The sequence below is a fragment of the Frigoribacterium sp. AC512 genome (genome assembly GCF_979258295.1).
Map to the genome: position 1 here is coordinate 816,481 of NZ_OZ409850.1, position 23,355 is coordinate 839,835.

The 23,355-nt window shown below is 72.4% G+C and carries 16 protein-coding genes; 9 read left to right on the forward strand and 7 right to left on the reverse strand.

The window, feature by feature from the left end:
• Positions 1 to 15 precede the first annotated feature (15 nt).
• Both ACZZ97_RS03740 and ACZZ97_RS03745 read right to left on the reverse strand, forming a co-directional pair.
• On the reverse strand, positions 16 to 1,281 hold the full coding sequence (locus ACZZ97_RS03740; protein ID WP_314100529.1) for an ABC transporter ATP-binding protein: 1,266 nt from the start codon (positions 1,279 to 1,281) through the stop codon (positions 16 to 18).
• Positions 1,281 to 2,195: an ABC transporter permease gene (locus ACZZ97_RS03745; RefSeq protein ID WP_463472314.1), complete on the reverse strand. Its 915-nt coding sequence runs from the start codon at positions 2,193 to 2,195 to the stop codon at positions 1,281 to 1,283. Before ACZZ97_RS03745 ends, ACZZ97_RS03740 begins: the two co-directional genes overlap by 1 nt.
• Positions 2,196 to 2,341: 146 nt before the next feature.
• On the opposite strand from ACZZ97_RS03745, the gene ACZZ97_RS03750 reads away from it, so the two are divergent.
• The 3 genes from ACZZ97_RS03750 to ACZZ97_RS03760 all read left to right on the forward strand — a co-directional run bounded on the left by ACZZ97_RS03750 (position 2,342) and on the right by ACZZ97_RS03760 (position 7,894).
• Positions 2,342 to 4,849, forward strand: coding sequence for a glycosyltransferase (locus ACZZ97_RS03750; RefSeq protein ID WP_463472315.1), 2,508 nt, complete (start codon positions 2,342 to 2,344; stop codon positions 4,847 to 4,849).
• Positions 4,846 to 6,474 (forward strand): DUF2142 domain-containing protein, encoded by a 1,629-nt coding sequence (locus tag ACZZ97_RS03755; RefSeq protein WP_463472316.1) that lies wholly within the window; start codon positions 4,846 to 4,848, stop codon positions 6,472 to 6,474. Before ACZZ97_RS03750 ends, ACZZ97_RS03755 begins: the two co-directional genes overlap by 4 nt.
• Before the next feature lie 76 nt (positions 6,475 to 6,550).
• Complete coding sequence (locus ACZZ97_RS03760; protein ID WP_463472317.1) at positions 6,551 to 7,894, forward strand: hypothetical protein; 1,344 nt, start codon at positions 6,551 to 6,553, stop codon at positions 7,892 to 7,894.
• A 70-nt stretch (positions 7,895 to 7,964) separates the two neighbouring features.
• Here the strand turns inward: ACZZ97_RS03760 and ACZZ97_RS03765 are convergent, their stop codons facing one another.
• Positions 7,965 to 10,586: a GH25 family lysozyme gene (locus tag ACZZ97_RS03765; protein ID WP_463472318.1), complete on the reverse strand. Its 2,622-nt coding sequence runs from the start codon at positions 10,584 to 10,586 to the stop codon at positions 7,965 to 7,967.
• Between the two features lie 193 nt (positions 10,587 to 10,779).
• Between ACZZ97_RS03765 and ACZZ97_RS03770 the strand changes: the two genes are divergently transcribed.
• A complete protein-coding gene (locus ACZZ97_RS03770) occupies positions 10,780 to 11,565 on the forward strand; it encodes a polyprenol monophosphomannose synthase (protein WP_314100523.1) in 786 nt (261 codons plus the stop codon).
• 31 nt (positions 11,566 to 11,596) lie between these two features.
• Here the strand turns inward: ACZZ97_RS03770 and ACZZ97_RS03775 are convergent, their stop codons facing one another.
• From ACZZ97_RS03775 to ACZZ97_RS03785, 3 genes are read right to left on the reverse strand one after another with little or no spacing between them, the layout of a single operon-like run.
• Positions 11,597 to 12,925 carry an O-antigen ligase family protein gene (locus ACZZ97_RS03775; protein ID WP_314100522.1) on the reverse strand — a complete coding sequence of 443 codons (1,329 nt, stop codon included), beginning with the start codon at positions 12,923 to 12,925 and terminating at the stop codon, positions 11,597 to 11,599.
• Positions 12,922 to 14,247, reverse strand: a complete 1,326-nt coding sequence (locus ACZZ97_RS03780) for an O-antigen ligase family protein (protein WP_463472319.1) — start codon at positions 14,245 to 14,247, stop codon at positions 12,922 to 12,924. Before ACZZ97_RS03780 ends, ACZZ97_RS03775 begins: the two co-directional genes overlap by 4 nt.
• A gap of 43 nt (positions 14,248 to 14,290) precedes the next feature.
• Complete coding sequence (locus ACZZ97_RS03785) at positions 14,291 to 15,487, reverse strand: acyl-CoA dehydrogenase family protein (protein ID WP_314100520.1); 1,197 nt, start codon at positions 15,485 to 15,487, stop codon at positions 14,291 to 14,293.
• Positions 15,488 to 15,720: 233 nt separating this feature from the next.
• Between ACZZ97_RS03785 and manA the strand changes: the two genes are divergently transcribed.
• From manA to ACZZ97_RS03810, 5 genes are all read left to right on the forward strand, one after another.
• The gene (gene manA / locus ACZZ97_RS03790) at positions 15,721 to 16,887 is read left to right on the forward strand and encodes a mannose-6-phosphate isomerase, class I (protein ID WP_463472320.1); all 1,167 of its coding nucleotides are present in this window, start codon (positions 15,721 to 15,723) and stop codon (positions 16,885 to 16,887) included.
• 86 nt (positions 16,888 to 16,973) lie between these two features.
• A complete protein-coding gene (galE, locus tag ACZZ97_RS03795) occupies positions 16,974 to 17,933 on the forward strand; it encodes a UDP-glucose 4-epimerase GalE (protein WP_463472321.1) in 960 nt (319 codons plus the stop codon).
• Between the two features lie 187 nt (positions 17,934 to 18,120).
• The gene (locus tag ACZZ97_RS03800; RefSeq protein WP_133737781.1) at positions 18,121 to 18,471 is read left to right on the forward strand and encodes a WhiB family transcriptional regulator; all 351 of its coding nucleotides are present in this window, start codon (positions 18,121 to 18,123) and stop codon (positions 18,469 to 18,471) included.
• Between the two features lie 171 nt (positions 18,472 to 18,642).
• The gene (locus tag ACZZ97_RS03805) at positions 18,643 to 21,495 is read left to right on the forward strand and encodes a glycosyltransferase (protein WP_463472322.1); all 2,853 of its coding nucleotides are present in this window, start codon (positions 18,643 to 18,645) and stop codon (positions 21,493 to 21,495) included.
• The gene (locus ACZZ97_RS03810; RefSeq protein WP_463472323.1) at positions 21,488 to 22,897 is read left to right on the forward strand and encodes a DUF5719 family protein; all 1,410 of its coding nucleotides are present in this window, start codon (positions 21,488 to 21,490) and stop codon (positions 22,895 to 22,897) included. The genes ACZZ97_RS03805 and ACZZ97_RS03810 overlap by 8 nt, the downstream gene beginning before the upstream one ends.
• A gap of 1 nt (position 22,898) precedes the next feature.
• Here the strand turns inward: ACZZ97_RS03810 and ACZZ97_RS03815 are convergent, their stop codons facing one another.
• A complete protein-coding gene (locus ACZZ97_RS03815; protein WP_463472324.1) occupies positions 22,899 to 23,348 on the reverse strand; it encodes a hypothetical protein in 450 nt (149 codons plus the stop codon).
• Positions 23,349 to 23,355: the final 7 nt, after the last annotated feature.

Genomic DNA, 23,355 nt, shown 5'->3' on the forward strand with positions numbered 1-23,355 from the left:
GCGGCCGCCCCGCGGTCAGCGGCTGCGGCTGCCCGGTGCCTCGACGACGGCGGCAGAGCGCTCGACGCGGAACTCACCCGTGAACTGGACGTCGCCGGCACCGTGCGGGTCGCGGGCGAACTCGATCAACGCGGCGTTCTCGTTCAGGTCGAGCCGCTGGCCTGCAGGCCGCTCGGCGCCGAACTGGACCACGTACTGGCCGCCGCCCAGCGACATGTCCTCCATCGTGAAACGGAGATCGTACGTGCCGGGCTCGTCGGGCAGCGGGTGGTCGAAGCCCTCCGAGTTCACTCGGTAGACCAGGTGCCCGGGAGGCGTGGCGATGCTGAGCCCGGCGATCCAGGGGCCGAAGTCGTGGACCGTGCAGGTGGCCACGACCTCGAGGGCGGAGCCCGGCTCGATCACGCCGTCGTGGGGCACGCCGTCCACGAGCACCACGACGTCGTCGATGGTCACGGCGGGCAAGGGCTGGCCGGCCGAGTCGACCTGCTCGGGGGGCAACTCGGCGATGCGGTCCTCCTCGAACGTGCCCCGGAGGGCTCGCACGCCGGACTCGGCGCTGCCGTCGTGGACGACCTCGCCGGCCTTGAGGACGATGATGCGGTCGCAGAGGTCGGCCACCTGCTCGACCGAGTGGCTCACCACGACGATGGTGCGGCCCTCGCGCTGGAACTGCCGGATCTTGTCCATGCACTTCTTCTGGAACGGCTCGTCACCGACGGCCAGCACCTCGTCGACGAGGAGCAGGTCGGGGTCCGAGTTGATGGCGACGGCGAAGGCGAGCCGCACGTACATCCCGGACGAGTAGAACTTCACCTGCGTGTCGATGAACTGGCCGATGCCGGAGAAGTCGACGATGTCGTCGAACACGTCCTCCGTCTGCTGCTTCGACAGCCCGAGGATCGAGGCGTTCAGGAACACGTTCTCCCGGCCGGTGAGGTCGGGGTGGAACCCGGCCCCCAGCTCGAGCAGGGCGGCCATCCGGCCACGTCGCATCACCGATCCGCTGGTCGGGTGGATGATGCCGCCGATGGCCTTGAGCAGCGTGCTCTTGCCGGAGCCGTTGTGGCCCATCAGCCCGACCGTCTGCCCCGGGAAGATGTCGAGCGAGACGTCGCGCAGGGCCCAGAAGTCGTCCTTCAGGTCTCGCGACTGGCGGAAGTTGACGATCCTCTCCTTGATCGACTTGTCCTTGTGGATCACGAAGCGCTTGGAGACGTCCTGGACGGAGATGATCGGCCGCGCGTCGGCAGCGGCGGGAGGTGCGGCGGTCGGGGTCATCACAGTTCCTGAGCGAAGTTGCTCTGCAGGCGCGAGAAGACGCGCTGGCAGATCCAGAGGAGGACGAGGCTGATGGCCAGGGCGATCAGCAGGCGGAGGCCGAGGTGGGGCGGCCAGTAGATCGTGGGGTCCTCCGTGCCGGCCAGCCAGATGGCCTTCTGCATGCCCAGCGTCGCGAGCGTCAGCGGGTTGGCCAGGTACAGGGACTCGGCGAAGGTCCCGACGAGCCGGTCGTGCACGAACGTGAAGTTGTAGACGATGGGCGAGGCCCAGAAGAGGACCAGGACGAGGATGTCGACGATGTGCTGCGTGTCGCGCAGGTACACGTTCAGCGCGGACAGCAGGAACGCGATGGCGCTGCCGAGCACGATGACCAGGGCGATCGCGAGGGGAGCGTAGAGGAGGTCGCGGTGCAGCGGGAACGAGCCGGAGAGGACGGTCGCCGCGATCAGGATGACGAACTGGATGCCGAAGTTGAAGAGCGCGCTGCCGACGGCGCTCAGGGGGAAGATCTCCCGTGGCAGGAAGACCTTCTTGATGAGTCCCGAGTTGTTCACCACGGAGCTGGTGCCGCCCGCGACGATCTCGGCGAACAGCCCCCAGATCGTCAGGCCGGTGAAGACGAACACCGCGAACTCGGGGGTCGCCCTGGCTGCGCCGAGGAACTGGCCGAGCGCGACGTAGTAGATGAGGAGCTGGACGATGGGGCGCATCAGGGACCAGACGATGCCGAGGACGCTGTTCTTGTAGCGCGCACGGATCTCGCGACGGACGAGGAGTCCGAGCAGCTCGCGGTACTCGAGGACGCCGCGCACGCTGTCCACGGTGCCCCGGAACAGCCCGCGTCGATCTCCTACCTGGACCAGGTCGTCGGCGATGACCCGCTCGACTCGGTCGGCATGGTTGAGGCTCAACGCAGCCCTCCTTCTGTGGTCGATGACATCGGGTGATCCTAGGTCACGAGCCCTCGGCCCGATCCGAACTAGGGTTGTGGTCGTCACAGACCGCATCCACGAGGATAGACCGCGCCCGCGGCCGTCCTGTTCCGAAAGGCCACGCCGTGAAGAAAACTCGTGACGGAGTAATCTCCGTCGTCCTCGTCAACTTCCGGGGCACGGACGACACGCTGACCTGCATCGCCGAGCTGGAGAAGGTCGAGTGGCCCGCCGCGCGGCTACAGATCATCGTGGTCGAGAACGGGTCGGGCGACGACAGCTACGAACGGCTCAAGGCGGCGGGCACGTCGGCCACGATCATCCGGTCGAAGGAGAACCTCGGCTTCACCGGCGGCTGCAACCTGGGCGTCGACCACGCCAGCGGCTCAGTCGTCGCTTTCCTGAACAACGACGCGCGACCCGACGCTCGCTGGATCGCCGAGGCCATGGCCGTCCTCGAGGGCGACGAGGGCATCGGAGCCGTGGCGAGCAAGGTCCTCGACTGGGACGGCGTCGACATCGACTTCGCGGACGCGGCCGTCACCTGGTACGGGATGGGCTACAAGCCGACGGCGGGCCAGCCCGACGACGGCTCGCACGAGGTGGCCCGTGACGTCCTCTTCGGCACCGGCGCGGCCATGTTCGTGCGCACCGAGGCGTTCCGCGAGCTCGGCGGGTTCGACGACCGCTACTTCATGTTCTACGACGACGTCGACCTGGGCTGGCGGTTGAACCTCGCCGGGTGGCGGGTGCGCTACGTGCCGCAGTCGATCGCCTTCCACAAGCACCACGCGTCGATGAACAAGTTCGGCGACTTCCGCGAGACCTACCTGCTCGAGCGCAACGCGCTGTACACGCTCTACAAGAACCTGGACGACGAGACCCTGGCCACGGTGTTCCCCGCCGCGCTCGCGCTCGCGGTTCGACGGGCCGTGGCACGCGGCGAGCTGGACTCCGAGATGCTCGACATCCGTCGGGCGGGTGGCGACGACCAGGGCACCGTCCCCGTCTCGAAGAACACGATGGCCGGGATCTTCGGCATCGACCAGCTCGTCGAGAACATCCCGTCGCTGACGGAGTCGCGCCGCGAGATCCAGGCGAACCGGGTCGTGTCCGACCGCCAGCTCATCGGCCTGTTCGGCAAGCGCGACGAGCCCGCATACCCGATCGAGGACTACCTCTCGGGCTACGACAAGCTGGTCGCGAGCCTCGACCCGCTCCGGATCTCCGGGCGTCGGCGGGTCCTGGTCGTCACGGGCGACGCGATCGGCGACCGCATGGCCGGGCCGGCCATCCGGGCCTGGAACATCGCAGAGCTCCTCTCCGAGGAGCACGACGTGCGGCTGCTGAGCCTCAGCAAGGCCGTGGACCGCGGCCAGTCGTTCGAGCTGGCGACCGCCTCCCACCACCACCAGTCGTCCATGAAGCCGCACGAGGCCTGGGCCGACGTCATCGTGGTCCAGGGGCACGCCCTCAACCTCTTCCCGGTCCTCGAGCACACCGACAAGATCGTCGTCGTCGACGTCTACGACCCGCTGCACCTCGAGCAGCTCGAGCAGGGCCGCGGGCACGGCCACGACCAGTGGGACGCGCAGATCTCCGACGCGACGTCCGCCCTCAACCTGCAGCTCGCGATCGGCGACTTCTTCCTCTGCGCCTCCGAGCGTCAGCGGTTCTTCTGGCTCGGCCAGCTCGCCGGGCTCGGCCGCGTCAACGCGCAGACCTACTCGCGTGACGAAGACCTCAACTCCCTCATCGCCATCGCGCCGTTCGGCATGACGACTGAGGACCCGGTCCACAGCACGGCGGTCGTCAAGGGCGTCGTGCCCGGGATCGGCGAGGACGACAAGCTCGTGATCTGGGGCGGCGGGCTCTACAGCTGGTTCGACCCGATCACCCTCATCCGCGCCATCGGGCAGCTCGCCGAGCGGCGGCCGAACGTGCGCCTCTTCTTCATGGGCGTGCAGCACCCCAACCCCGACGTGCCCGAGATGGACATCGTCGGGCAGTCGCAGGCCCTGGCCGCCGAGCTCGGGCTCCTCGGCGTCAACGTCTTCTTCAACCAGACGTGGGTCGACTACGACCAGCGCCAGAACTACCTCCTCGAGGCGGACGCGGGCGTCTCGACCCACTACCAGCACCTCGAGACGACGTTCTCGTTCCGCACGCGCATCCTCGACTACCTCTGGGCCGGACTCCCCATGGTCAGCACGGTGGGCGACTCCTTCGCCGACCTGATCGAGAAGGAGGGCCTCGGCGCCACCGTGCCCGAGCGCGACGTCGACGCCCTGGCCTCGGCCCTGGAGAGCGTCCTCTTCGACGAGGAGGCGGCCGACACGGCACGACGGAACGTCGCGAGGGTGCGTCAGGAGTTCACCTGGGACAAGGCGATGGCCCCCCTCGTCGAGTTCTGCCGCAACCCGCTCCGCGCCGCGGACCGGTCGGGACGTCGGCAGGGCAGGGCGGCGCTCCCGTCGCACGGCGGCGCCGTCGTCGTCCCTCGGCGGGCCAAGACCTACGGTCTTCGTCACGACCTGGGCCGCGTCGTGCACTTCGCCCGCGAAGGGGGAGTGCAGGCCGTCGTCGGCAAGGTGCAGGAGCGTCGTGAGCGCGCCCGGCGGATGGCCGAGTGAGCGCCGCCTCGACCGAGGAGACCCGAGACCGCCGTCGTGGACGCCGCGACGGCGGAACCGGCGGGCACCCTGCCGCTCGGGCGGGCCGCCGCACGCTGAGGGTCTGGCTCCTCGCCTTCGTCGCGTTCGCGGTCGTCAGCGGCACGTGGGCCCTCACGAGCCCGACGGGGGCGAGCCCCGACGAGCCGGCGCACATCATGAAGGCAGCCTCGGTGGTGCGCGGCCAGCTCATCGGGGAGGCGACCGACAGTCCTCCCGTCAAGTCCGTCGAGGTACCGGCCGGCATCGCGTACGCGGCCTACGCCATCTGCTACGCCCACTTCCCCGAGACGACGGCGGACTGTGCTCCGGCGTACCCGGCGGACCCGGCAGAGATCGTGGACGCGACGACCAGTGCGGGCCTCTACAACCCCGTGTACTACGTCCTGGTCGGCTGGCCGTCGGTCGTGCTCGACGGCAAGGCCGCCCTGATCGGCATGCGGCTGGTCAGCGCTCTGCTCTGCTCGCTCTCCTTCGCGACGGCGATAGCCTGCCTGTCGCGCCTGCGCCGGCCCGTGCTGCCGGTCTTGGTCGCGATCGCCTCGGTGACGCCGACCATGTGGTTCCTCGCCGGGTCGGTGAACCCCAACGGGCTCGAGGCCACCGTCGCGCTCTCCTTCGCGGCGTCCTACTTCGTCGTCCTCCTCGGGAGATCGTCCCCGCCGTCGTGGCCGATGGTCGCCGTGATGGCAGCCTCGGGCGCGCTCCTCGTGCACATCCGCGGGCTGTCCCCTCTGTGGTTGGGGCTCATCGTGATCCTCGGCGTCGTCCTCGTCGGCTGGCCGAGGTTCGTGGAGCTGCTTAGGCTGCCCCGCGTCCTGGGCGCCGTCGGGCTCGTGGCCGTCTCGACCGTGTTCGCCCTCATCTGGGCGTCGAGAACCAACTCGGTCGCCTCGGTAGGAGAATTCCCCGGACAGGGCACGACGTTCGTGGGCGGCTTCGTCGAGATGCTCGAGCGCACGGTCGACTACGCGCTGGGGATGGTCGGGTCCCTCGGCTGGCTCGACACCCCGGCACCCCTCTACACGATCTACGCCTTCCTCGTCCTCACCGGCGTGCTGCTCGCGGTCCCCCTCCTCGCCCCCGGCGAGAGGCTTCCCCGAGCCGCGCTGGCCTTGGGCGTGGCGCTCTTCCTCCTCGTGCCGCCGCTGGTCCAGGCGGCCACGGTCACGGAGTCGGGCTACGTCTGGCAGGGGCGCTACGTGCTGCCCTACTTCCTCGCACTGGCCGTGCTCGCCGCCATCGTCGCCGATCCCGTCCTGGCACGCGCGTCCCGCGTGGTCGTCCGTCGGCTCACCGCCGTCTTGGTCGTGCTGTTCCCGATCTGCACGGTGATCGCCGAGCTGACGTTCCTGCGCCGCAACTCCGTCGGCTTCTCCCAGTCGTGGCTGGCCATGCTCGGCGACACCCCCTGGCACCCGCCGGGCGCGTCGACGACCGTGTGGGCGCTGATCGTCATCGGGGGAGGGCTGATCGCGATCGCCGCGACCGTGCTCGTCCTCCGCGAGCTGTCCCCGGACGACCGTGGACCGGACGACGCCGAGCTCGACTCCGTGGTGTCCGGCCGGGGCGAGGTCGACCGGTAGCCTGGTCCGGTCCCGGCCGGGACGAGGCTCTCCGCCCGGGACCGGCTCCGCGTTCCCGGGAGGATCCTCCGCCGTCATGCCCCGCTTCGTCACCCGAGAGCGCCTCGTCGCCCTCGTCGCCCCGCTCCTCCTCGTGCTCGTCGCCTGTGTCTCCGTGGGCGTGCACGTGCCCGACAACGAGGCCCTGTCGCCCATCGACGAGTGGGTCTACGCCGACTACCTCGACAAGGTGCCGACGCAGGGCGTCGTGACGCGGGGTGAGGAGACGGGCGAGTTCGCACGGTCCGAGCTGGCCTGCAACGGGGTGCGCCTGGCCCTCGACGAGAACCCGGTGCTCTGTGCCCAGGTGGCCGCCGGCACCGAGAAGGACTCCGACCTCCCCATGGGCGGTGTGACGTCGGCCGACATCTACACGCCGGCCTACTTCGCCGTCACGTGGGTCATGGCCAAGACGATCCAGTTCTTCGGCGTCGACGACCTCCTCGACGCGGCGTCGTACGCGGGGGCCGTCTGGCTCTCCGTCGGGCTCCTCTTCCTCTTCGCGGCGATGCGGAGGCTGGGCGTCGGCCGGACCGTGGCGGTGGCCCTCGGCGCGCTCGTGACCGCGTCGCCCGGCGCCTTCTGGTCGTCGACGTACGTGAGCACCGACGCCCCGGCCCTCGCGGTGGGCGGCAGCCTCCTCTGGCTGGCTGTCCGGATAATCCAGGGGCGGTCGGGCAAGGTCGCCTTCGTGCTGGTCAGCCTCGTCGGGGTGGTCTTGAAGGCCCAGTTCCTGCTCGGCATCGCCGTCGCCGGTCTCGCCGTGGTCGGCTGGACGGCCGCGAGGGCGTTCGCGGAGCGAGGCCACGACGCGAGGAGGGGCGGCTGGGTCGTGCGGGCGCTCCTGGCGCGCGAGACCCTGACGGTCGTCGCGAGCTTGGTCGTGGCTGTCGTGTTCCAGGTCGTGTGGGCCGTCGTCCGCTCGGCCATCGCGACGGGACCTTATCCCGACCAGTCCGTCGCGCTGCCGGTGACGGTCCACGGCCTGCTCGCCGAGGTCCTCAAGTTCCTGCCGCTCACTGCCCAGGACCCGACCGACGTCGCGAACTCGATCGCCCTGGTGACCGCCGGGACGCTCGTCTCGTGGCTGTCCATCGCCGGCGTCATCGGACTCGTCGCGGTCGGTCGGGACGACGCGGAGTCGACGTGGTTCGCGCGGGCCGCCCTCGTCGCCGCGGTCTCGGCGGGTCCGGTGCTGGCGGCGGGGTCGATCGTCGTCAGCGGCTACTACTTCGAGCTGCCGTACCGCTACGGCCTGGCCATGCTCCCCGCGTTCATGCTGTGCGCCGGCGTCCTGCTCAGCCGTCAGCGTGCCTGGTTGCCGGTCTCGCTGGCCGTCGTGAGCGGCGTGGTCTACGCTGCGTCGCTCGCAGGGAACTGAGCAGCCCGCACGCACACGAGAGGGCCCCGCACGTCAGCGACGTGCGGGGCCCTCTCGTGTGCGTGGACGATCAGCCGAAGATGTTCCAACCGCTGCCGACCGGCACTCCTGCAGCCCAGCCCGAGCGCGTGAGGCCGGCCCGCGTCGTGCCCGGGTACCACCAGAGCGTCCCGTCGGCCCGGCGACCCAGAAGGTCACCCGAGCGGACTCCCGCGTCCCCGGTGCCGGTGACCACGTCGAAGACGGTCCAGCCGCTCCCGACCGTCAACGGAGCGGCGAAGCCGGCGTCGCCGACCGCGGATCCCGTCCCGGGCAGGACGACGAGGCCCCCGCCCCCGACGAGTGCGGTCAGGTCCGCCTTGCCGTCGCCGTTCAGGTCTCCCGTGCTCTTGGGCGCGAAGCCCGGCACGGAGGCCTTGGAGAGCGACGTGGCCGCTCCGAACCACGGGGAGCCGGCGGTCGTCCTGGCGAGTCCCTGGCGGCCCGTCACCGCGCCTCCTGCCCCGACCGAGACGACGTCGACCTTCTTGTCGCCGTCGAAGTCGCCGAGAGCGAGGTCGCTCACCCCGGACCAGCCGGTGGCCTCGAGCTGGACGGGCTGCCCGTAGGCGACGCCGTTCGTCGAGACCGTGCCGGTGCCGGGATACATCCAGAGGCTGCCGTCGTTGCGGATGCCCACCAGGTCGCGTCTGCCGTCGCCGTCGACGTCGCCGCCGTCGACGACCTTGCGGAACGATCCCCAGCCCTCGCCGATGCGCTGGCCCGGTCGGTAGCTGAGGTGCACGCCGGCGTTGGTGCCGTAGCCGGCGTAGTACCAGAGTCCGCCGTCCTTCGCGATGGCGACGACGTCCGCTGCTCGGTCGCCGTTGAGGTCGCCCGCCCCGAAGAACGAAGCGAAGCCGTTCCAGCCGCTGCCGACCTGCTGGCCGTTGCCGAACGCTGCTTCCTGACCGGTGATGCCCGCGAGGAAGAGCAGCTCGCCGCTGCGGGTCCGGGCGTAGAGGTCGGAGCGACCGTCGCCGTCCGCGTCGCCGGCAGCGAGGAGCAGTTCGCTGCCGACGAGGCCCGTGCCCAGCACGGCCGCGCTCGCGTACGAGCCGCCCGAGCGCGTGTAGAGGGTGAGGCTGCCGTTCGTGCGGAACCCGGCCAGGTCGTCGAGACCGTCGCCGTTCACGTCGCCGACGCCGACCACCTGGGAGAAGCCGTTCCAGCCGGTGCCGACGAGGACGCCCGCGGACAGGGTCCCGTCGCCCCGTCCCGGATAGAGGATGAGCGAGCCGTCAGGGTGTCGGGCGAGCAGGTCGCGCTTGCCGTCGCCGTCCGAGTCGCCGGTGGCGACGAAGTCCGTGAAGGCGTCCCACCCGGAGCCGACCTGACGGCCGGCGCTGAGGCCGGCACCGGCGGTCGAGCTGGCACCGGTCCCGGCGTAGAGCCACAGGCTGCCGTCGGGCTTGCGGGCCATGACGTCGGCCTTGCCGTCGCCCGTGACGTCGCCGACGCCGGCGATCTGGTTGAAGACGCCCCATCCGGAGCCCATCTGCACCCCCGAGCCGAAGGCGACGCCCGAGCCCGACTTCCCGGCACCCGGGTAGAACCACAGGGTCCCGTCCGGCCGACGTGCCATGACGTCGGGTCTCCCGTCGCCGTTCAGGTCACCTGCCCCGACCGCCGGCTGCTGCATGGGCAGTCCGTTCAGGGCCAGCTGCTGCAGGGTGGCCAGGCTGCCGTTGAAGGTGTTCGAGTCGCCGGGGAACGGGCCCGTGCTCGAGTACTGCCACATCGTGTACGACGACCAGCCGGCGGGCAGGGTCCCCGCACCCGAGGCGAGGTTCGCCGGGTAGCGAGCGATGAAGAGCGGGTTGGCGCCGAAGGTCGGGTTGTTGCCGGTGCAGGTGCGCCACCAGTCCGTCGTCGTGTAGATGGCCGGGCGAGCACCGGTCAGGGTCTGGATGCGCTGCGAGAACTCGGCGATCCACTGGCTCATGGCTGCCGGGCTGAGGCCGTAGCAGGAGTTGGTGCCGTCGCTGGCCGCGTAGGGGTTGTACTCGATGTCGAGCAGGGGCGGCAGGGTGCGGCTGTCGCCCACCCATCCGCCGCCGTTCGCGACGAAGTAGTTGGCCTGGGCGGTGGCGCTCGAGATGTTGGGGCGGGCGAAGTGGTAGGCGCCCCGGATCATGCCCACGGCGTAGGAGCCGTTGTACTGCTGGGGGAACTGTCCGTTCCGGTAGGTGAGCCCCTCGGTGGCCTTGACGTAGGCGAACCGGGCGCCCTGGGCCCAGACGCCGTTCCAGTCGACGTTCTCCTGCCAGCCGCTCACGTCGAGGCCGGGGACGCCGGGCGGGAAGGCCGCCTGGGCCGACAGCTGACGCTGCTGCGAGCGCGGGGCCGCGGGCTGGGGCTCGTTCGACGGGACCGTCGACCCCATCGTGTGGTTCTCTGCCGCGTTCATCTCGGCCAACGACGGATCGAGGTCGACGAACGAGCCGTCGGCGGTCGTGGGAGCGGTGGGGGCAGCCGGAGGCGTCGCCGACGGTGACGGCGCCGCGGTCGGTGACGGCGACGTGGTCGGCGCCGCCGTGGGAGGAGGCGTGCTCGGGGCGGCGAGCGCGGGCTGCGGCGCCCCGACGAGGCAGGCCCCGACGAGTGCCGCGGCGGTCAGCGCCCCCGCGAATGTGGAGATGGTCGTGCGCAAGTGATGTTCCCCTCGGTGGTGTCCGGGCACACCGAGGCGGCCCTGTCCTGATCTCGCGAAGGCTACAGGACGGTCGATCGCCCCAGAAGGAGCTCGGGCGCCCCGAACTGGGGGTCGCGACCTGCACTCGGGGCGACCGTCTAGAGTCGAGTCGGCCCCAAGGCCACGTCCCCGCACAGGAACGGATCCACGCATGACCGCCCACACCGGCGCAGGCGCCCTCGTCGTCCTCCCCACCTACGACGAGGTCGAGAACCTCCCGATCATCCTCGGGCGTCTCTTCGCCGCCGCGCCGGACGTCGACGTGCTCGTCGTCGACGACGGCAGCCCCGACGGCACGGGCGAGCTCGCCGAGCGGATGGCCGCCGCCGACCCCCGCATCCACGTCGAGCACCGCACCGGCAAGCTCGGCCTCGGCTCGGCGTACGTCAAGGGCTTCCGCTGGGGCCTGGAGCGCGGCTACGACTTCGTCATCGAGATGGACGCCGACGGCTCCCACCCGCCGGAGGCGCTGCCCGAGATGATCTCGCGGGTCACCGGGGACGATGCCTGGACCCCGAGCCTCGCGATCGGCAGCCGCTGGGTGCCCGGCGGCTCCGTCGTCAACTGGCCCGTCTCGCGCCAGCTGCTGAGCCGTGGCGGCAACCTGTACGCGCGGCTCGCCCTCGGTCTCCGTCTCAAGGACGTGACGGCGGGCTTCCGCGTCTACACCCGAGACGCACTCGCAGCCATGGACCTCGCGGGGATCGACTCCAAGGGCTACTGCTTCCAGGTCGACATGACGCTCCGCACGCTCGACGGCGGCGGTCGCGTCGTGGAGGTGCCGATCGAGTTCCGTGAACGCGAGCTGGGCGAGTCCAAGATGAGCCAGGCGATCGTCGTCGAGGCCATGGCCCGGGTCACCGTCTGGGGCGTGCAGCGGCGTCTGGCGGCCCTGCTGGGTCGCCGACCGGGCCCCGACTGGGTCGTCGAGCGCTGAGCACGACCGGGGCGACCAGCGGCCGGGGCGACTAGCGGTCCGACCCGCGCGGGGGCGCGGCCAGCTGCGGCAGGCGCGAGCGCCACGACCGTTTGCGGGCAGCGATCGTGGCGATGGCGACGAACAGCATGAGCGTCCCCTCGAAGAGCACGAAGCTCTCGGCGAGGGCGGTGACCCCGATCAGCACCAGCACGAGGGCAGGCCAGACGTACGCGACGATCGGGTGGCCGGAGGCGGTCGCCCAGCTCCGCACGAGTGCGAGGGCCCCCGAGACGACGAGCAGCAGCACGCCCACGAGGCCGAGCTGCAGCCAGACGTCGAAGAAGGCGTTGAGGGCCGTCGCGTAGGGGCGGCCGTCCGGCGCCAGGACCGTCGAGAAGGGGAAGATCTCGGCGGGCCACTGGCCGACGAAGCCCCACCCGGTGATGTCGTGCACGCTGGCGAGGCTCCGGACGCGCGCCCAGAGGAGGGATCGTGCGCTGAGGTCCGATGCCCCGTCGACGCTCGCGAGCAGGGAGTCACGGAGGGCCCAGGAGATCGCGCCGCCGACGACGACCACGACGGCCAGCACGCTCTGGAGCAGGGGACGCCGGTGCTCGGGCGCCTTGCGCAGGGCACGGAGGGCGAGGCCGGCCAGGACGAGGACCACGACCGCCAGCGCAGCCACGGGCGAGCGCGCGAACAGGAGGGTCACGGCGGCCAGCACGGCGGACGCGGCGGCGTGCGACCGGGGGACCGACCGGGTCAGGAACTCGACCACGAAGGTGACGAGGGCGAGCGCCGCCAAGAAGCCGAGGTAGTTGCGCGTGCCCGCGAGCCCCTGGATCGGCCCGCCGAGAGCCAGGTCGCCCCGGATGCCGAGGAACCCGATCGGCTGGTCGATCAGCAGCCCGGCGAACACCTCGAGCGACATCGAGGTGACGAGGACGATCCGCAGCGCGTCGCCGACGGCTCGCACCACCTGGACCAGGTCCCGTCCCAGCGCCAGGTAGAGGCCGAGCGCCCCGAACCCCGCGGCGTAGGCGGCGCCTCCCACCGTGACCCAGGTGTACTCGCTCCAGAGCACGCTGATGGCCATGAAGCCGAAGAGCGCGATGAGAGACACCGGCAGGATGCCGTGCCACTCGACGTGGTGCCGGCCGCCGAAGAGCGACAGCGCCGCGAGCACGAGCAGCGTCGCGAGCACGGCGACCGCGCCCGGCCAGCCCATCACCGAGCGGATGGCCTGCGTCGAGAACGCGAAGAGCACGATCGCCACCGAGAGCGCCTGGGAGAACTGGCCGCCGGCGGAGAAGCCGACCCAGGCCGAGAGGTACCGCCGCAGGGGGTCGCGGCGTCGCGGGCCGAGCCCGTCGATCACCGGTCGCGGTCCGTCCAGCCGTAGGCGTCCCGTCGCGTGACCACGACGACGACCACGAAGATCGCCCAGCCCCACTCGACGATCAGCCGCGACTCGGTGAGGCCGTGCACGAGGAGGAGGGTCAGCAGCAGCACGGGCAGCAGGTCGAGCGCGGACCACGCCGCCTCGCGCCCCACGCCCAGGACGCGGCGGTCCGTCGCCCAGGACCACGCCCGCAGCAGCACGCCGACGACGACGAGCAGGAAGAGCACGAGGCCGACCCAGCCGAGCTGGAACCAGACGTCGAGGTACGCGTCGTGCGCCTGCAGGTACACGACGCCGTTGCGCTCGGCGAGGTCGATGAACGGCTCGGAGATGGGGATCCAGTAGCTGACCCAGCCCCAGCCGACGACGGGGTGCTGCACGCCGAGGTCGAGCACGGCGGCCCAGATGTCGGTGCGGCCGGTGAGGTCGCCGCTGCGGCCGGCGAGGGCGAGCAGGGGCTGGCGCGCCAGCACGAGGAGCCCCGCCGCGAGCACGGCCAGGACCGCGGCGGCGCCGTAGACCCGCCCGCGCCTCTCGACGGGCGTCGCCCGCAGCCTCGTGACGAGCAGCAGCACCAGGGCGACGGCGACGGCGCAGACGACGGTGGTGGCCGATCGCGTGAGCAGGAGCGCGACGACGGCCGCGGCGATGCCGACCCGCCCGGCGTTCTTCGTCACCTGGCCGGCGGCGAGCTGCACGGCAGTGACCACCAGGGCGAGGAGGGCCAACACGGCGAGGATGTTGCTGTTGCCCTGCAGCCCCTGGATGCGGCCGCCCGTGAACAGCTCGGCCCGCGACCAGAAGAAGGCGTCGGGGACGCCGCCCGTGCAGTCGAGGTAGACCGGGCACACGGGCCGGCGCAAGAACACGCCGACGACGAGCTCGAAGAGCAGCGAGGCCCCGACGTGCAGCCGCAGCGCCCGGCCCAGGGCGATCACGATCGACGGCCAGGGCAGCGTCGAGGTGACGGCGACGGCCCCGAGGGTCGTCGCCAGCGTCGCGACGATGCCGATGGCGGAGGCGGCGGGGTACTGCGACCAGGCCAGCGAGACGACGGCGAAGGCCAGCCAGAGCACGAGGAGGCGCGGCAGCGTGCGCACCCGCGGCGGGTGCCGCACGACGACGACCGCCGCGGCGATCACCATGACGCCGCAGACCACGCCCCAGCCCCAGAAGCTCGTCCCGTTGCGCAGCACGTCGCCGCCCAGGAGGACGAGGAAGACGAGCGTGGCGAAGAGCGTGCGGGCACGCTCGGGAGGCGCGGGCGCGGCACGGCGAGCGGGGAGCGTCGTCGTCATGCGGACCAGGCTAGACGACGGCGCCCCCGCGGCGGGCCGCCGCTCAGACGAAGGCGGCCTGGCCGGTGATGCTGCGGCCGACGATCAGCGTGTTCATCTCGCGCGTGCCCTCGTAGCTGTAGAGGGCCTCGGCGTCCGCGAAGTGGCGCGCGACGTCGTAGTCGAGCACGATCCCGTTGCCGCCCAGCACCTCCCGGGCGTGCGCCACCGTCTCGCGCATCCGGGCGGTCGTGTAGGCCTTGGCGAGCGAGGCGTGCTCGTCGCGCTGCTTGCCGTCGTCGAGCATCTGCGACACGCGGACCACCATCCCGAGCGAGGCCGTGATGTTGCCGATGCACTTGACCAGCAGGTCCTGCACGAGCTGGTGCGCGGCGATCGGCTTGCCGAACTGGATGCGCTCCCCGGCATAGGCCAGGGCCGCCTCGTAGGCACCGATCGAGTTGCCGACCGCGGCCCAGGCGACCTCGGCCCGCGTGAGCCGGAGCACCGCCGCCGTGTCGCGGAACGAGTTCGCCTGCTGGAGGCGCAGGCTCTCGGGCACCCGGACCCCGTCGAGCACGATGTCGGCGTTCTGCACGATCCGCAGGCTCTGCTTGTCCTCGATCTTGGTCGCCGTGTAGCCGGGGGTCGAGGTGGGGACGATGAATCCCTTGACCTGGCCGTCCTCGGCGCTCTTCGCCCAGATGATCGTGAGGTCGCTGAAGGTCGCATTGCCGATCCAGCGCTTCGACCCGGTGAGCACCCAGTCGTCCCCGTCGCGTGTCGCGACCGTGCGGAGGCCCTGCGCCGAGTCGGATCCCGACAGCGGCTCGGTGAGGCCGAAGGCGCCGACGAGCTCGCCGCTCGCGAGCCGGGGCAGCCACTCGGCGCGCTGCTCGGGGGAGCCCCCGACGCTGATCGACCCCATCGCCAGCCCGTTCTGGACGCCGACGAAGGTCGCCACCGAGGCGTCGACCCTGGCCAGCTCGAGCGCGACCCAGCCGCGGAACACGGCCGAGTTCTCGAACGGACGGGTCTCCTCCCAGGGGAGGGCGAAGATGCCGAGGTCGGCGAGGCCCTTGACGATCCTCGTCGGGAACTCCGCCCGGGCCCAGTGGTCGTTGACGATCGGCTTCACCTCCGTCTCGAGGTAGTGCCGCAGGTCGGCCAGCACCGACTTCTCGCGGTCGGTGAGCAGGTCTTCGTACCCGTAGAAGTCGCTGGCGAGCGAGGTGAACGAGGTGAGGGTCGATGTGGACATCAGGTGGCTCCGTTGCTCCGTGTCGTGGTGGCGACGACGACGCCCGCGTCGCCGTCCCGGGTGAGACGCGGCGAGCCTAGGCAGGAGGGCCGGGGGCGGCAACGAGCTTGGTAGTTTTGACCAAGGCCTCCCGGCCGGCGCGCTCGGCCCTTTGTAGAGGGGCCCCAAGCCCGGCCGCCCGGTCGCCGCGCACGCCGCCCGACGGGCACGACCCACGACACGCTCGGAGAACCATGTTCCTCGCCATCACGAACACCCCGCGCGACTACGCGTGGGGTTCCCGCACCGCGATCTCCGAGCTGCTCGGGCGCCGGCCGTCGGGCAGGCCGGAGGCCGAGCTCTGGCTGGGCGCGCACCCCGGGTCGCCGAGCATCGTCGTGGCCCCCGCCGTCGTGGACGGTGCCGACACCCTGGCCGACTGGTTCGAGGCCGAGCCCGCCAGGGCGCTCGGGCGGGACCGCACCGAGCTGCCGTTCCTGCTCAAGGTGCTCGCCGCCGACCAGCCGTTGTCGATCCAGGCGCACCCGACGCCCGAGCAGGCCGAGGACGGCTTCGCGCGGGAGGAGGCGGCGGGCGTCCCCCTGGACGCACCGCACCGCAACTACAAGGACCGGTTCCCGAAGCCCGAGATCATCGTCGCCCTCAGCGAGCGCTTCGACGCGCTCTGCGGCTTCCGCGACCCGGCCGAGACCCTCGCGGACATCGACGTGATCGACGCGGGCACCGGTCGTCTCTCGGCACTCCGCGGCAGCGTCGCGGCGTCGCTCGAGTCGACGCTGGCCTGGCTCTTCGACGGCTCGGACGAGTCTCGACGGGTCGTCGGGGCGGTGGCCGAGCTGGCGAGGGGGGTCGCCGACCCGAGCCCGAGCACCGCGACCGTCGTCGAGCTCGACCGCCTCTACCCGGGCGACCCCGGCGTGGTCGTGGCGCTGCTGCTCAACCGGGTCTCGCTCCGGGCCGGCGAGGCGCTGTTCCTGCCGGCGGGCAACGTCCACGCCTACCTCGGCGGGCTCGGCATCGAGCTGATGGCGCCCTCCGACAACGTGCTGCGCGGCGGCCTCACCCCCAAGCACGTCGACGTGCCCGAGCTGCTGCGGGTGCTCGAGTTCTCCCCGCTGCCCGTCCCGTGGCTCCGCCCCGTCGAGGTCGCCCGCGGGGTCGAGCGCTTCGCCCCCGAGGGCACCGGCTTCGCCCTGCTGCGGGTCCACGCAGGAGGCGCGGGCGCGGTCGTCGAGATCGGCGGGCCGAGCATCCTGCTCGTCACCGACGGCGAGGTCGACGTCAAGGGACAGGACGGCACCATCCACCTCACCCGGGGCGAGTCCGCCTTCGTGACCCCCGACGAGGTCCGCCTCGCGGTCAGCGGCGGCGGCCTGCTGTGGGTGGCGACGCCCGCCTGACGCGGTTCCCTCGCGACGGGGGCGCGCTCGTCGCGGGCCGGTGCTGCGGACCGGGAGGCGCCTCCTCGTCTCGCTAGGCTGACGCCATGTCATGGTTGGTCACCGGCGGTGCCGGGTACATCGGGTCCCACGTCGTCCGCGAGCTCACGGGGGCGGGCATGGACGCCGTCGTCCTCGACGACCTCTCGTCCGGCCTCGAGGCCTTCGTGCCGGAGGGCGTGCCGTTCGTCCGTGCGAGCATCCTGGACCGCGACGCCGTCGCCGCCGCGATCGAGCAGCACGGGGTCACCGGGGTCGTCCACGTGGCGGGCTACAAGTACGCCGGAGTCTCGGTGCAGCGCCCGCTGCACACCTACGAGCAGAACGTGACCGGCACGCAGGTGCTCCTCGGCGCCATGGCCGACGCCGGGGTCGACCGGGTCGTCTTCTCCTCGAGCGCCGCCGTCTACGGCACCCCGCCGACGGACGTCGTCACCGAGGACACCCCCAAGGCCCCCGCCTCGCCCTACGGCGAGAGCAAGCTCATCGGCGAGTGGCTGCTCCGCGACCAGGCGACGGCCGTCGGCCTCCGGCACACGAGCCTGCGCTACTTCAACGTCGTCGGCTCGGGCTCGCCCGAGCTCTGGGACGCGAGCCCGCACAACCTGTTCCCGCTCGTCTTCGACGCGCTCGCCGCGGGGCGCTCGCCGCGGATCAACGGCGACGACTACGACACGCCCGACGGCACCTGCGTCCGCGACTACGTGCACGTCGCCGACCTCGCCGTCTCGCACGTCGCCGCGGCGCGTCGTCTCGACGCGGGCGAGCCCGTCGAGGCCGCCTACAACCTGGGCTCCGGAGGCGGGGTGTCGGTCGCCGAGATCATGGACGCGATGCGCGAGGGCACCGGCGTCGACTTCACCCCGGAGGTCGGCCCGCGTCGCCCCGGCGACCCCGACCGCATCGTCGCCGACGGAGCGCTGGCGGCCCGCGATCTCGACTGGGAGATGCGCCACACGCTGCTCGAGATGGTGACCAGCGCCTGGGACGCGGCACCGCGTCCCTGACGCGACGACCGCCTCCTCGGAGCCGTGTCGGCGTTCGCCGGGTCCCGGTCCGACACGCCGGAGCCCGGTTGACCCTCGATGAGGGGTGCAGGGTTTATGGGGTCCGACTTGACGTGGCCGAACTACACCGGTGTAATTGGCACATCGCAGCCGTCCAGGGAGCGAGCGACACGAGGGGAGATGTGCCATGGCGATCGACGAGAGCCGTGACGACCGAGACCTCGTCGCACCGGTCCGAGCGGGTGTGCCCGACGACTGGCACGTCGACCCGGTGCTGCTGGGGGTCCCCGGTGTCCGCAGGTCCGGCGACGAGGACGAGGCCCAGCTGTCCTGGCAGGTCGACTCGCTCTGCGCCCAGACCGACCCCGAGGCGTTCTTCCCCGAGAAGGGCGGCTCGACCCGCGACGCGAAGAAGATCTGCGCCTCGTGCGACGTGCGCGCCCAGTGCCTCGAGTACGCGCTGCAGAACGACGAGCGCTTCGGCATCTGGGGCGGCCTGTCCGAGCGTGAGCGCCGCAAGCTCCGCAAGCGGGCCTAGTCCGTTCCCCTGACGTCACCACGGCGCCCGGTCCCTGAGGGGGACGGGCGTCGTCGTCGTCCCGGGCCGTCGACTCTCGTGCGGCTCGCCCGTCATCGGCTCCTCACAGGTGGGGAGGGACCGGCGCGGCGCGGCGGAGGCGCGGGGCACCCGACCTAGGCTGCTCAGGTCATGCAGCCGAGAGTCACAGCGATCCTCGTCGCCCCTGGTGGAGCGACCTACCTCGACCGAACCCTCGACGCGCTGTCGCGGCAGACCCGCCCGCCGGAGTCCCTGGTCGTGGTCGACGCGGGCGGCAAGGACAGCGAGGCCGGGCGCCTCTCGCTCAGCGGGGCGGCACAGCTGACCAGCGTGCCCGCCTCCACGACCTTCGTCCAGGCGCTCGCGCAGGGCGTGCGCGTGTCGGGGCCGGGCGACTCTCCCCGCGACGGCGCCGTCGACGCGGACGAGTGGCTGTGGTTCCTGGGGCACGACAACGTGCCCGGACCCGAGGCGCTGGACCGCCTCCTGTCCCAGGTCGAGGTGTCGCCCTCGGTCGCGGTCGCCGGGCCGAAGCTGATGCGGCTCGACGACCCGACCGTCATCGCCGAGTTCGGCGAGACGATGACCCGCTACGGCGCGTCCATGCCCCTCGTCGAGAGCCAGCTGGACCAGGGGCAGCACGACCACCACGAGGACGTCCTGGGCGTGGCCGCTGCGGGCATGCTCGTCCGCCGCAGCGTGTGGACGGCCCTCGGCGGCTTCGACCCCGGCCTCCCGCACGTCGACGCCGCCCTCGACCTCTCCGTCCGCGCGCGCCTCGCGGGGCACCGCGTCGTGCTCGTGCCCGACGCGCGGGTGTCGAGCGCCGGTCAGCCGGAGGACTTCGGGCAGGCCCCCGGGGGGCACGCCCGCGCCGCCCGCCTCCACCGTGCCGCCCAGCTGCACCGGCGGCTCGTCTACTCGCCCCCTGCCGCGTTGCCGCTGCACTGGCTCTCGCTCGTGCCCCTCGCCTTCGTCCGGTCGGTCTGGCACCTGCTGACGAAGAACCCCGGGGCGGTCCCGGGGGAGTTCGCCACCGCCCTGACGGCCGCGTTCGGCGGGTCTCGGGTGCTGCCCGCGCGGCGGGCGCTCGCGCGCACCCGGACGACCAGCTGGTCGTCCGTGGAGCCGCTGCGCGCCTCCTTCAACCTGATCCGCGAGAGGCGCGTCAGCGACCGTGACGCCCTCGTGGCGCACGGTGAGGACGCGACGGACCCGCGGGCGAGCTTCATCGGATCCGGCGGCCTCTGGGTCGTGCTGGTCGCCGCCGTCGTGGGCGTCGTGGCGTTCCTCGAGTTCCTGCCGCAGCCGGCCCTGACGGGTGGTGGCCTCCTGCCGCTCAGCACCTCGGTCGCCGAGCTGTGGGACAACGTCGGGTGGGGGCGCCACGAGATCGGCACCGGGTTCGTCGGGCCGAGCGACCCGTTCACCGCGGTGCTCGCCGTCCTCGGCTCGATCACGTTCTGGTCGCCCTCCACCGCGGTGCTCGTGCTCTGGCTCGTCGCGCTGCCGGCCTCGGCCCTCGGCGCGTGGTTCGCCGCCCGTCGCGTCACGAGCCGGGCGTGGACCCCCGCCGTCGTCGCCGCGGTCTACGGGCTCTCGTCCCCCCTGCTGTCCGGCCTGCAGTCGGGCCACATCGGCGCGGTCGTGGCGCACGTCGCCCTGCCGTTCCTGATCTGGGCGCTCATCGGGTCGGCCCGGTCGTGGGCCGCCGGGGCGACCGCCTCCCTCCTCTTCGCGGTCGTCGCGGCGTGCGCCCCGTCGCTGTGGCCGGCCCTCGTCGTCATCTGGCTCGGGTCGCTCGCCACCCGGCCCCGGGGCATCCACCGGATGCTCGCCGTCCCGCTGCCCGCCGTGGTGCTCTTCGTGCCGCTCGCCGTCGCGCAGATCTCGCGGGGCACCTGGTGGGGGCTCCTCGCCGACCCGGGCGTCCCCGCACGGATCGATCCCGCGTCGCCGTGGCAGCTGCTCGTCGCCTCGCCCGAGACCGGCCTGAACGGCTGGACGACCCTGCTCGCCGGGCTGGGCGTGACCGGCTCGACGGCCGCCGTCGTCGTGGCGGCGGCCTTCGTCCCGCTGGCCCTCCTCGCCGTCGCGGCGCCCTTCGTCGGCCAGGCGCGGCGTGCCGTTCCCGCCCTGTCGCTCGCCCTGCTCGGGTTCGTCACGGCGGTCGCCGCGACCCACCTCTCGATCTCGGGCGTCGGCAGCGAGACGACCTCGGTCTGGGCCGGGAGCGGGCTGAGCCTCTACCTGCTGGGCCTCGTCGGCGCCGCCGCGGTCACCCTCGACCGTCTGCCGCGCGTGGCGCCCACGGCGGGCGTCGTCGTCGCCGCGGTGACCGTGGCGTCCGTGTTCCCGCTCGTGGTCGCCTCCTACCTCGGCACGGGCGACGTGCGCCCCAGCTCGGGCCGCATCCTGTCGGCGTACGTCACGGCCGAGGCCGAGGCGTCGCCCGAGGTGGGCACCCTGGTGCTCACGCCCCAGCCGGACGGTTCCCTCGCCGTGTCCCTCGAGCACGGCCAGGGCGCGACCCTCGACGACCAGTCGACCCTCGACGCGACGGCGCAGCGACTGACTTCGACCAACGAGGACCTGACGGTGCTCGCGGGCAACCTCGTGAGCATCAGCGGCTTCGACCCGTCCGACGACCTCGACCAGCTCGGGGTCGGCTTCGTCCTCCTCGGCGAGGCGGCGGACGGCGACGACGAGGCGCGGGCCCTGGAGCGCCGGGCGAGCGAGGCGCTCGACGGGACCGCGGCGTTCCAGCCGGTCGGCGAGACCACGAACGGCCTGCTGTGGCGCTGGGTCGACGCCTCGGGCGCCGCTCCGGACCGCGACGACGCCGGGCCGCTCCGCCCCGTCGTCCTGATCAGCTGGGCCCTCGTGTTCGGCTCCGCGCTGCTGCTGGCCGTGCCGACGACGCCGCGACGCCGACGCTCCCGGGCCGGCGTGCCCGAGTCGGAGCAGCCTGCCACCACCTTCGACGAGGAGAGAGATGACTGAGCGACCGATCATCGCGCGCACCCGACGTGTCGGACTCGGCGCGGCCGGCCTCGCCGTCGCGGCCGTGGTCGTCGGCGCCGCGGGCGTCCTGCCGCTGCCGACGCTGCAGACCGTGCCCGCCGGGCAGCTCGTCGCCCCGGTGGCGGTCGACCAGCAGCGCGTCTGCACGGGAGGGCTGCTCCAGCTCTCGGACGACGAGGGCCAGCAGGCGACGACCGCCAGCTCGGTCGGTCGGGCGCAGGTCGAGTCCGCCTCCAGCTCGGGCGACGACGAGAGCACCGCCCTCGCCGGGGCGGACGGGAGCGACTCCGACCCGGTGCTGTGGACGACGCCCGTGGAGGGCGACGACGTCCCGCTCGTCGCCGCCGCCCAGAGCCAGTCCGTCTCCGAGGGCGAGCTCGTGGGCTTCGCGGCCGCCCCGTGCACCGAGCCGACGAGCTCGACCTGGCTCGTCGGGGGCTCGACCGAGACCGGACGCGTGTCGCTCGTCGTGCTCGTCAACCCCACGGACGTCAACGCGACCGTCGACCTCGGCATCGCCGCGGAGAACGGCCGCGTGCAGGGCCCCGGCATCGACGGCATCGTCGTCGCCCCCCGCAGCCAGAAGGTCGTCCCGCTCTCCGGCTTCGCGACGGGCCTCGTGTCGCCCGTCGTCCACGTCCAGAGCCGGGGCGGCCGCATCGTCGCCTCGCTGCAGCAGAGCGTCGTGCGCACCCTCGACCCCGGCGGCGTCGACATCGTCAGCGGCGCGGCCCCGCCCGCCCGCCAGGTGGTCGTCCCCGGGATCGTCGTCCGGGACTCCGCGGCGCTCGAGGGCGCGCTCACCGAGCCCTCGTCGGCCGACCTGCAGAGCGTCGTCCGGATCTACGTCCCCGGCGACGAGGCCGCGCAGGTCTCGATCACGCTCTCGACTGCCGACGGCACGGGCGCGACGTTCCAGACGAGGGTCGAGGCCGGGCGCGTCACCGACGTGCCGGTCGACGGCCTCGCGGACGGCACCTGGACCGCCACGCTGGTGTCGCAGGTCCCCGTCGTGGCCGGTGCCCGCACCTCCACGATCTCGGCCGAGGGCGCGGTCGACCTCGCCTGGGCGGCTGGGGCCCCGGCGCTGGGTGGTGACACGCTCGTGCAGGTGCCCCAGGGCGAGGGCCCCACCCTGTCGATCGCGAACCCCGGCACGGAGGCGGCCATGGCGGTCGTCGAGATCGGCGACGCGGAGCAGCGGGTGACGGTCCCGGCGGGCAGCACCGTCGGCGTCACGGTGTCCGGCGGCGACGTCCTGACCCTGCGCGACGCCGACGGTCTGCGAGCCGCGGTGAGCTGGTCAGCCGCCGGCGCCGTCGCGTCGTGGCCCGTCACCTCGGCCCTCCCGGCGTCGACCCCGGTGGTCGTCTACCCGTAGGTCAGCGGTCGCGCCAGCGGTCGGGGGACAGATCCCACGGGTCCTTGCCGAGGAGGTCGCCGACGGCCTGCAGCACCCAGCCCTCCACGAGGACCCGGTGCTGCCACTCGTCGTCCACCTGCCGGTGCGACTCGGGCACGTGCGAGAGGCGCTCGATGGGCAGACGGTAGACGACCACGTTGCGGGCGGCCCGGTCGACGCGCCAGCGCTCGACGCGGGACGGGTCGGGGGCCGCAGGCAGGCCGGCGACCTCGAACGTCACGTCCGCGAGGTCGTCGGGCCACAGCTCGCGCAGGTGGTCCGCCGTCTCGGCGACGAGGTCGTCGAAGAGCTCGACCCTCGTGCGCAGGAACGGCAGGTGGGGGCCGGCGGCCGAGGAGCGCAGGCCACGGCCGTGTCGGTCCCGACGGCGAGAGCGGTCGGTGACGCGGACTCGACGTGGCCTCGACATCTCGCCA

Bases quoted from the DNA above. Each gene is read 5' to 3' on its own strand.
- manA (WP_463472320.1), top strand. From the start codon at position 15,721: ATGTTCCTCGCCATCACGAACACCCCGCGCGACTACGCGTGGGGTTCC.
- ACZZ97_RS03805 (WP_463472322.1), top strand. From the start codon at position 18,643: ATGCAGCCGAGAGTCACAGCGATCCTCGTCGCCCCTGGTGGAGCGACC.
- ACZZ97_RS03760 (WP_463472317.1), top strand. From the start codon at position 6,551: ATGCCCCGCTTCGTCACCCGAGAGCGCCTCGTCGCCCTCGTCGCCCCG.
- ACZZ97_RS03770 (WP_314100523.1), top strand. From the start codon at position 10,780: ATGACCGCCCACACCGGCGCAGGCGCCCTCGTCGTCCTCCCCACCTAC.
- galE (WP_463472321.1), top strand. From the start codon at position 16,974: ATGTCATGGTTGGTCACCGGCGGTGCCGGGTACATCGGGTCCCACGTC.
- ACZZ97_RS03780 (WP_463472319.1), bottom strand. From the start codon at position 14,247: ATGACGACGACGCTCCCCGCTCGCCGTGCCGCGCCCGCGCCTCCCGAG.
- ACZZ97_RS03785 (WP_314100520.1), bottom strand. From the start codon at position 15,487: ATGTCCACATCGACCCTCACCTCGTTCACCTCGCTCGCCAGCGACTTC.
- ACZZ97_RS03810 (WP_463472323.1), top strand. From the start codon at position 21,488: ATGACTGAGCGACCGATCATCGCGCGCACCCGACGTGTCGGACTCGGC.
- ACZZ97_RS03815 (WP_463472324.1), bottom strand. From the start codon at position 23,348: ATGTCGAGGCCACGTCGAGTCCGCGTCACCGACCGCTCTCGCCGTCGG.
- ACZZ97_RS03800 (WP_133737781.1), top strand. From the start codon at position 18,121: ATGGCGATCGACGAGAGCCGTGACGACCGAGACCTCGTCGCACCGGTC.
- ACZZ97_RS03740 (WP_314100529.1), bottom strand. From the start codon at position 1,281: ATGACCCCGACCGCCGCACCTCCCGCCGCTGCCGACGCGCGGCCGATC.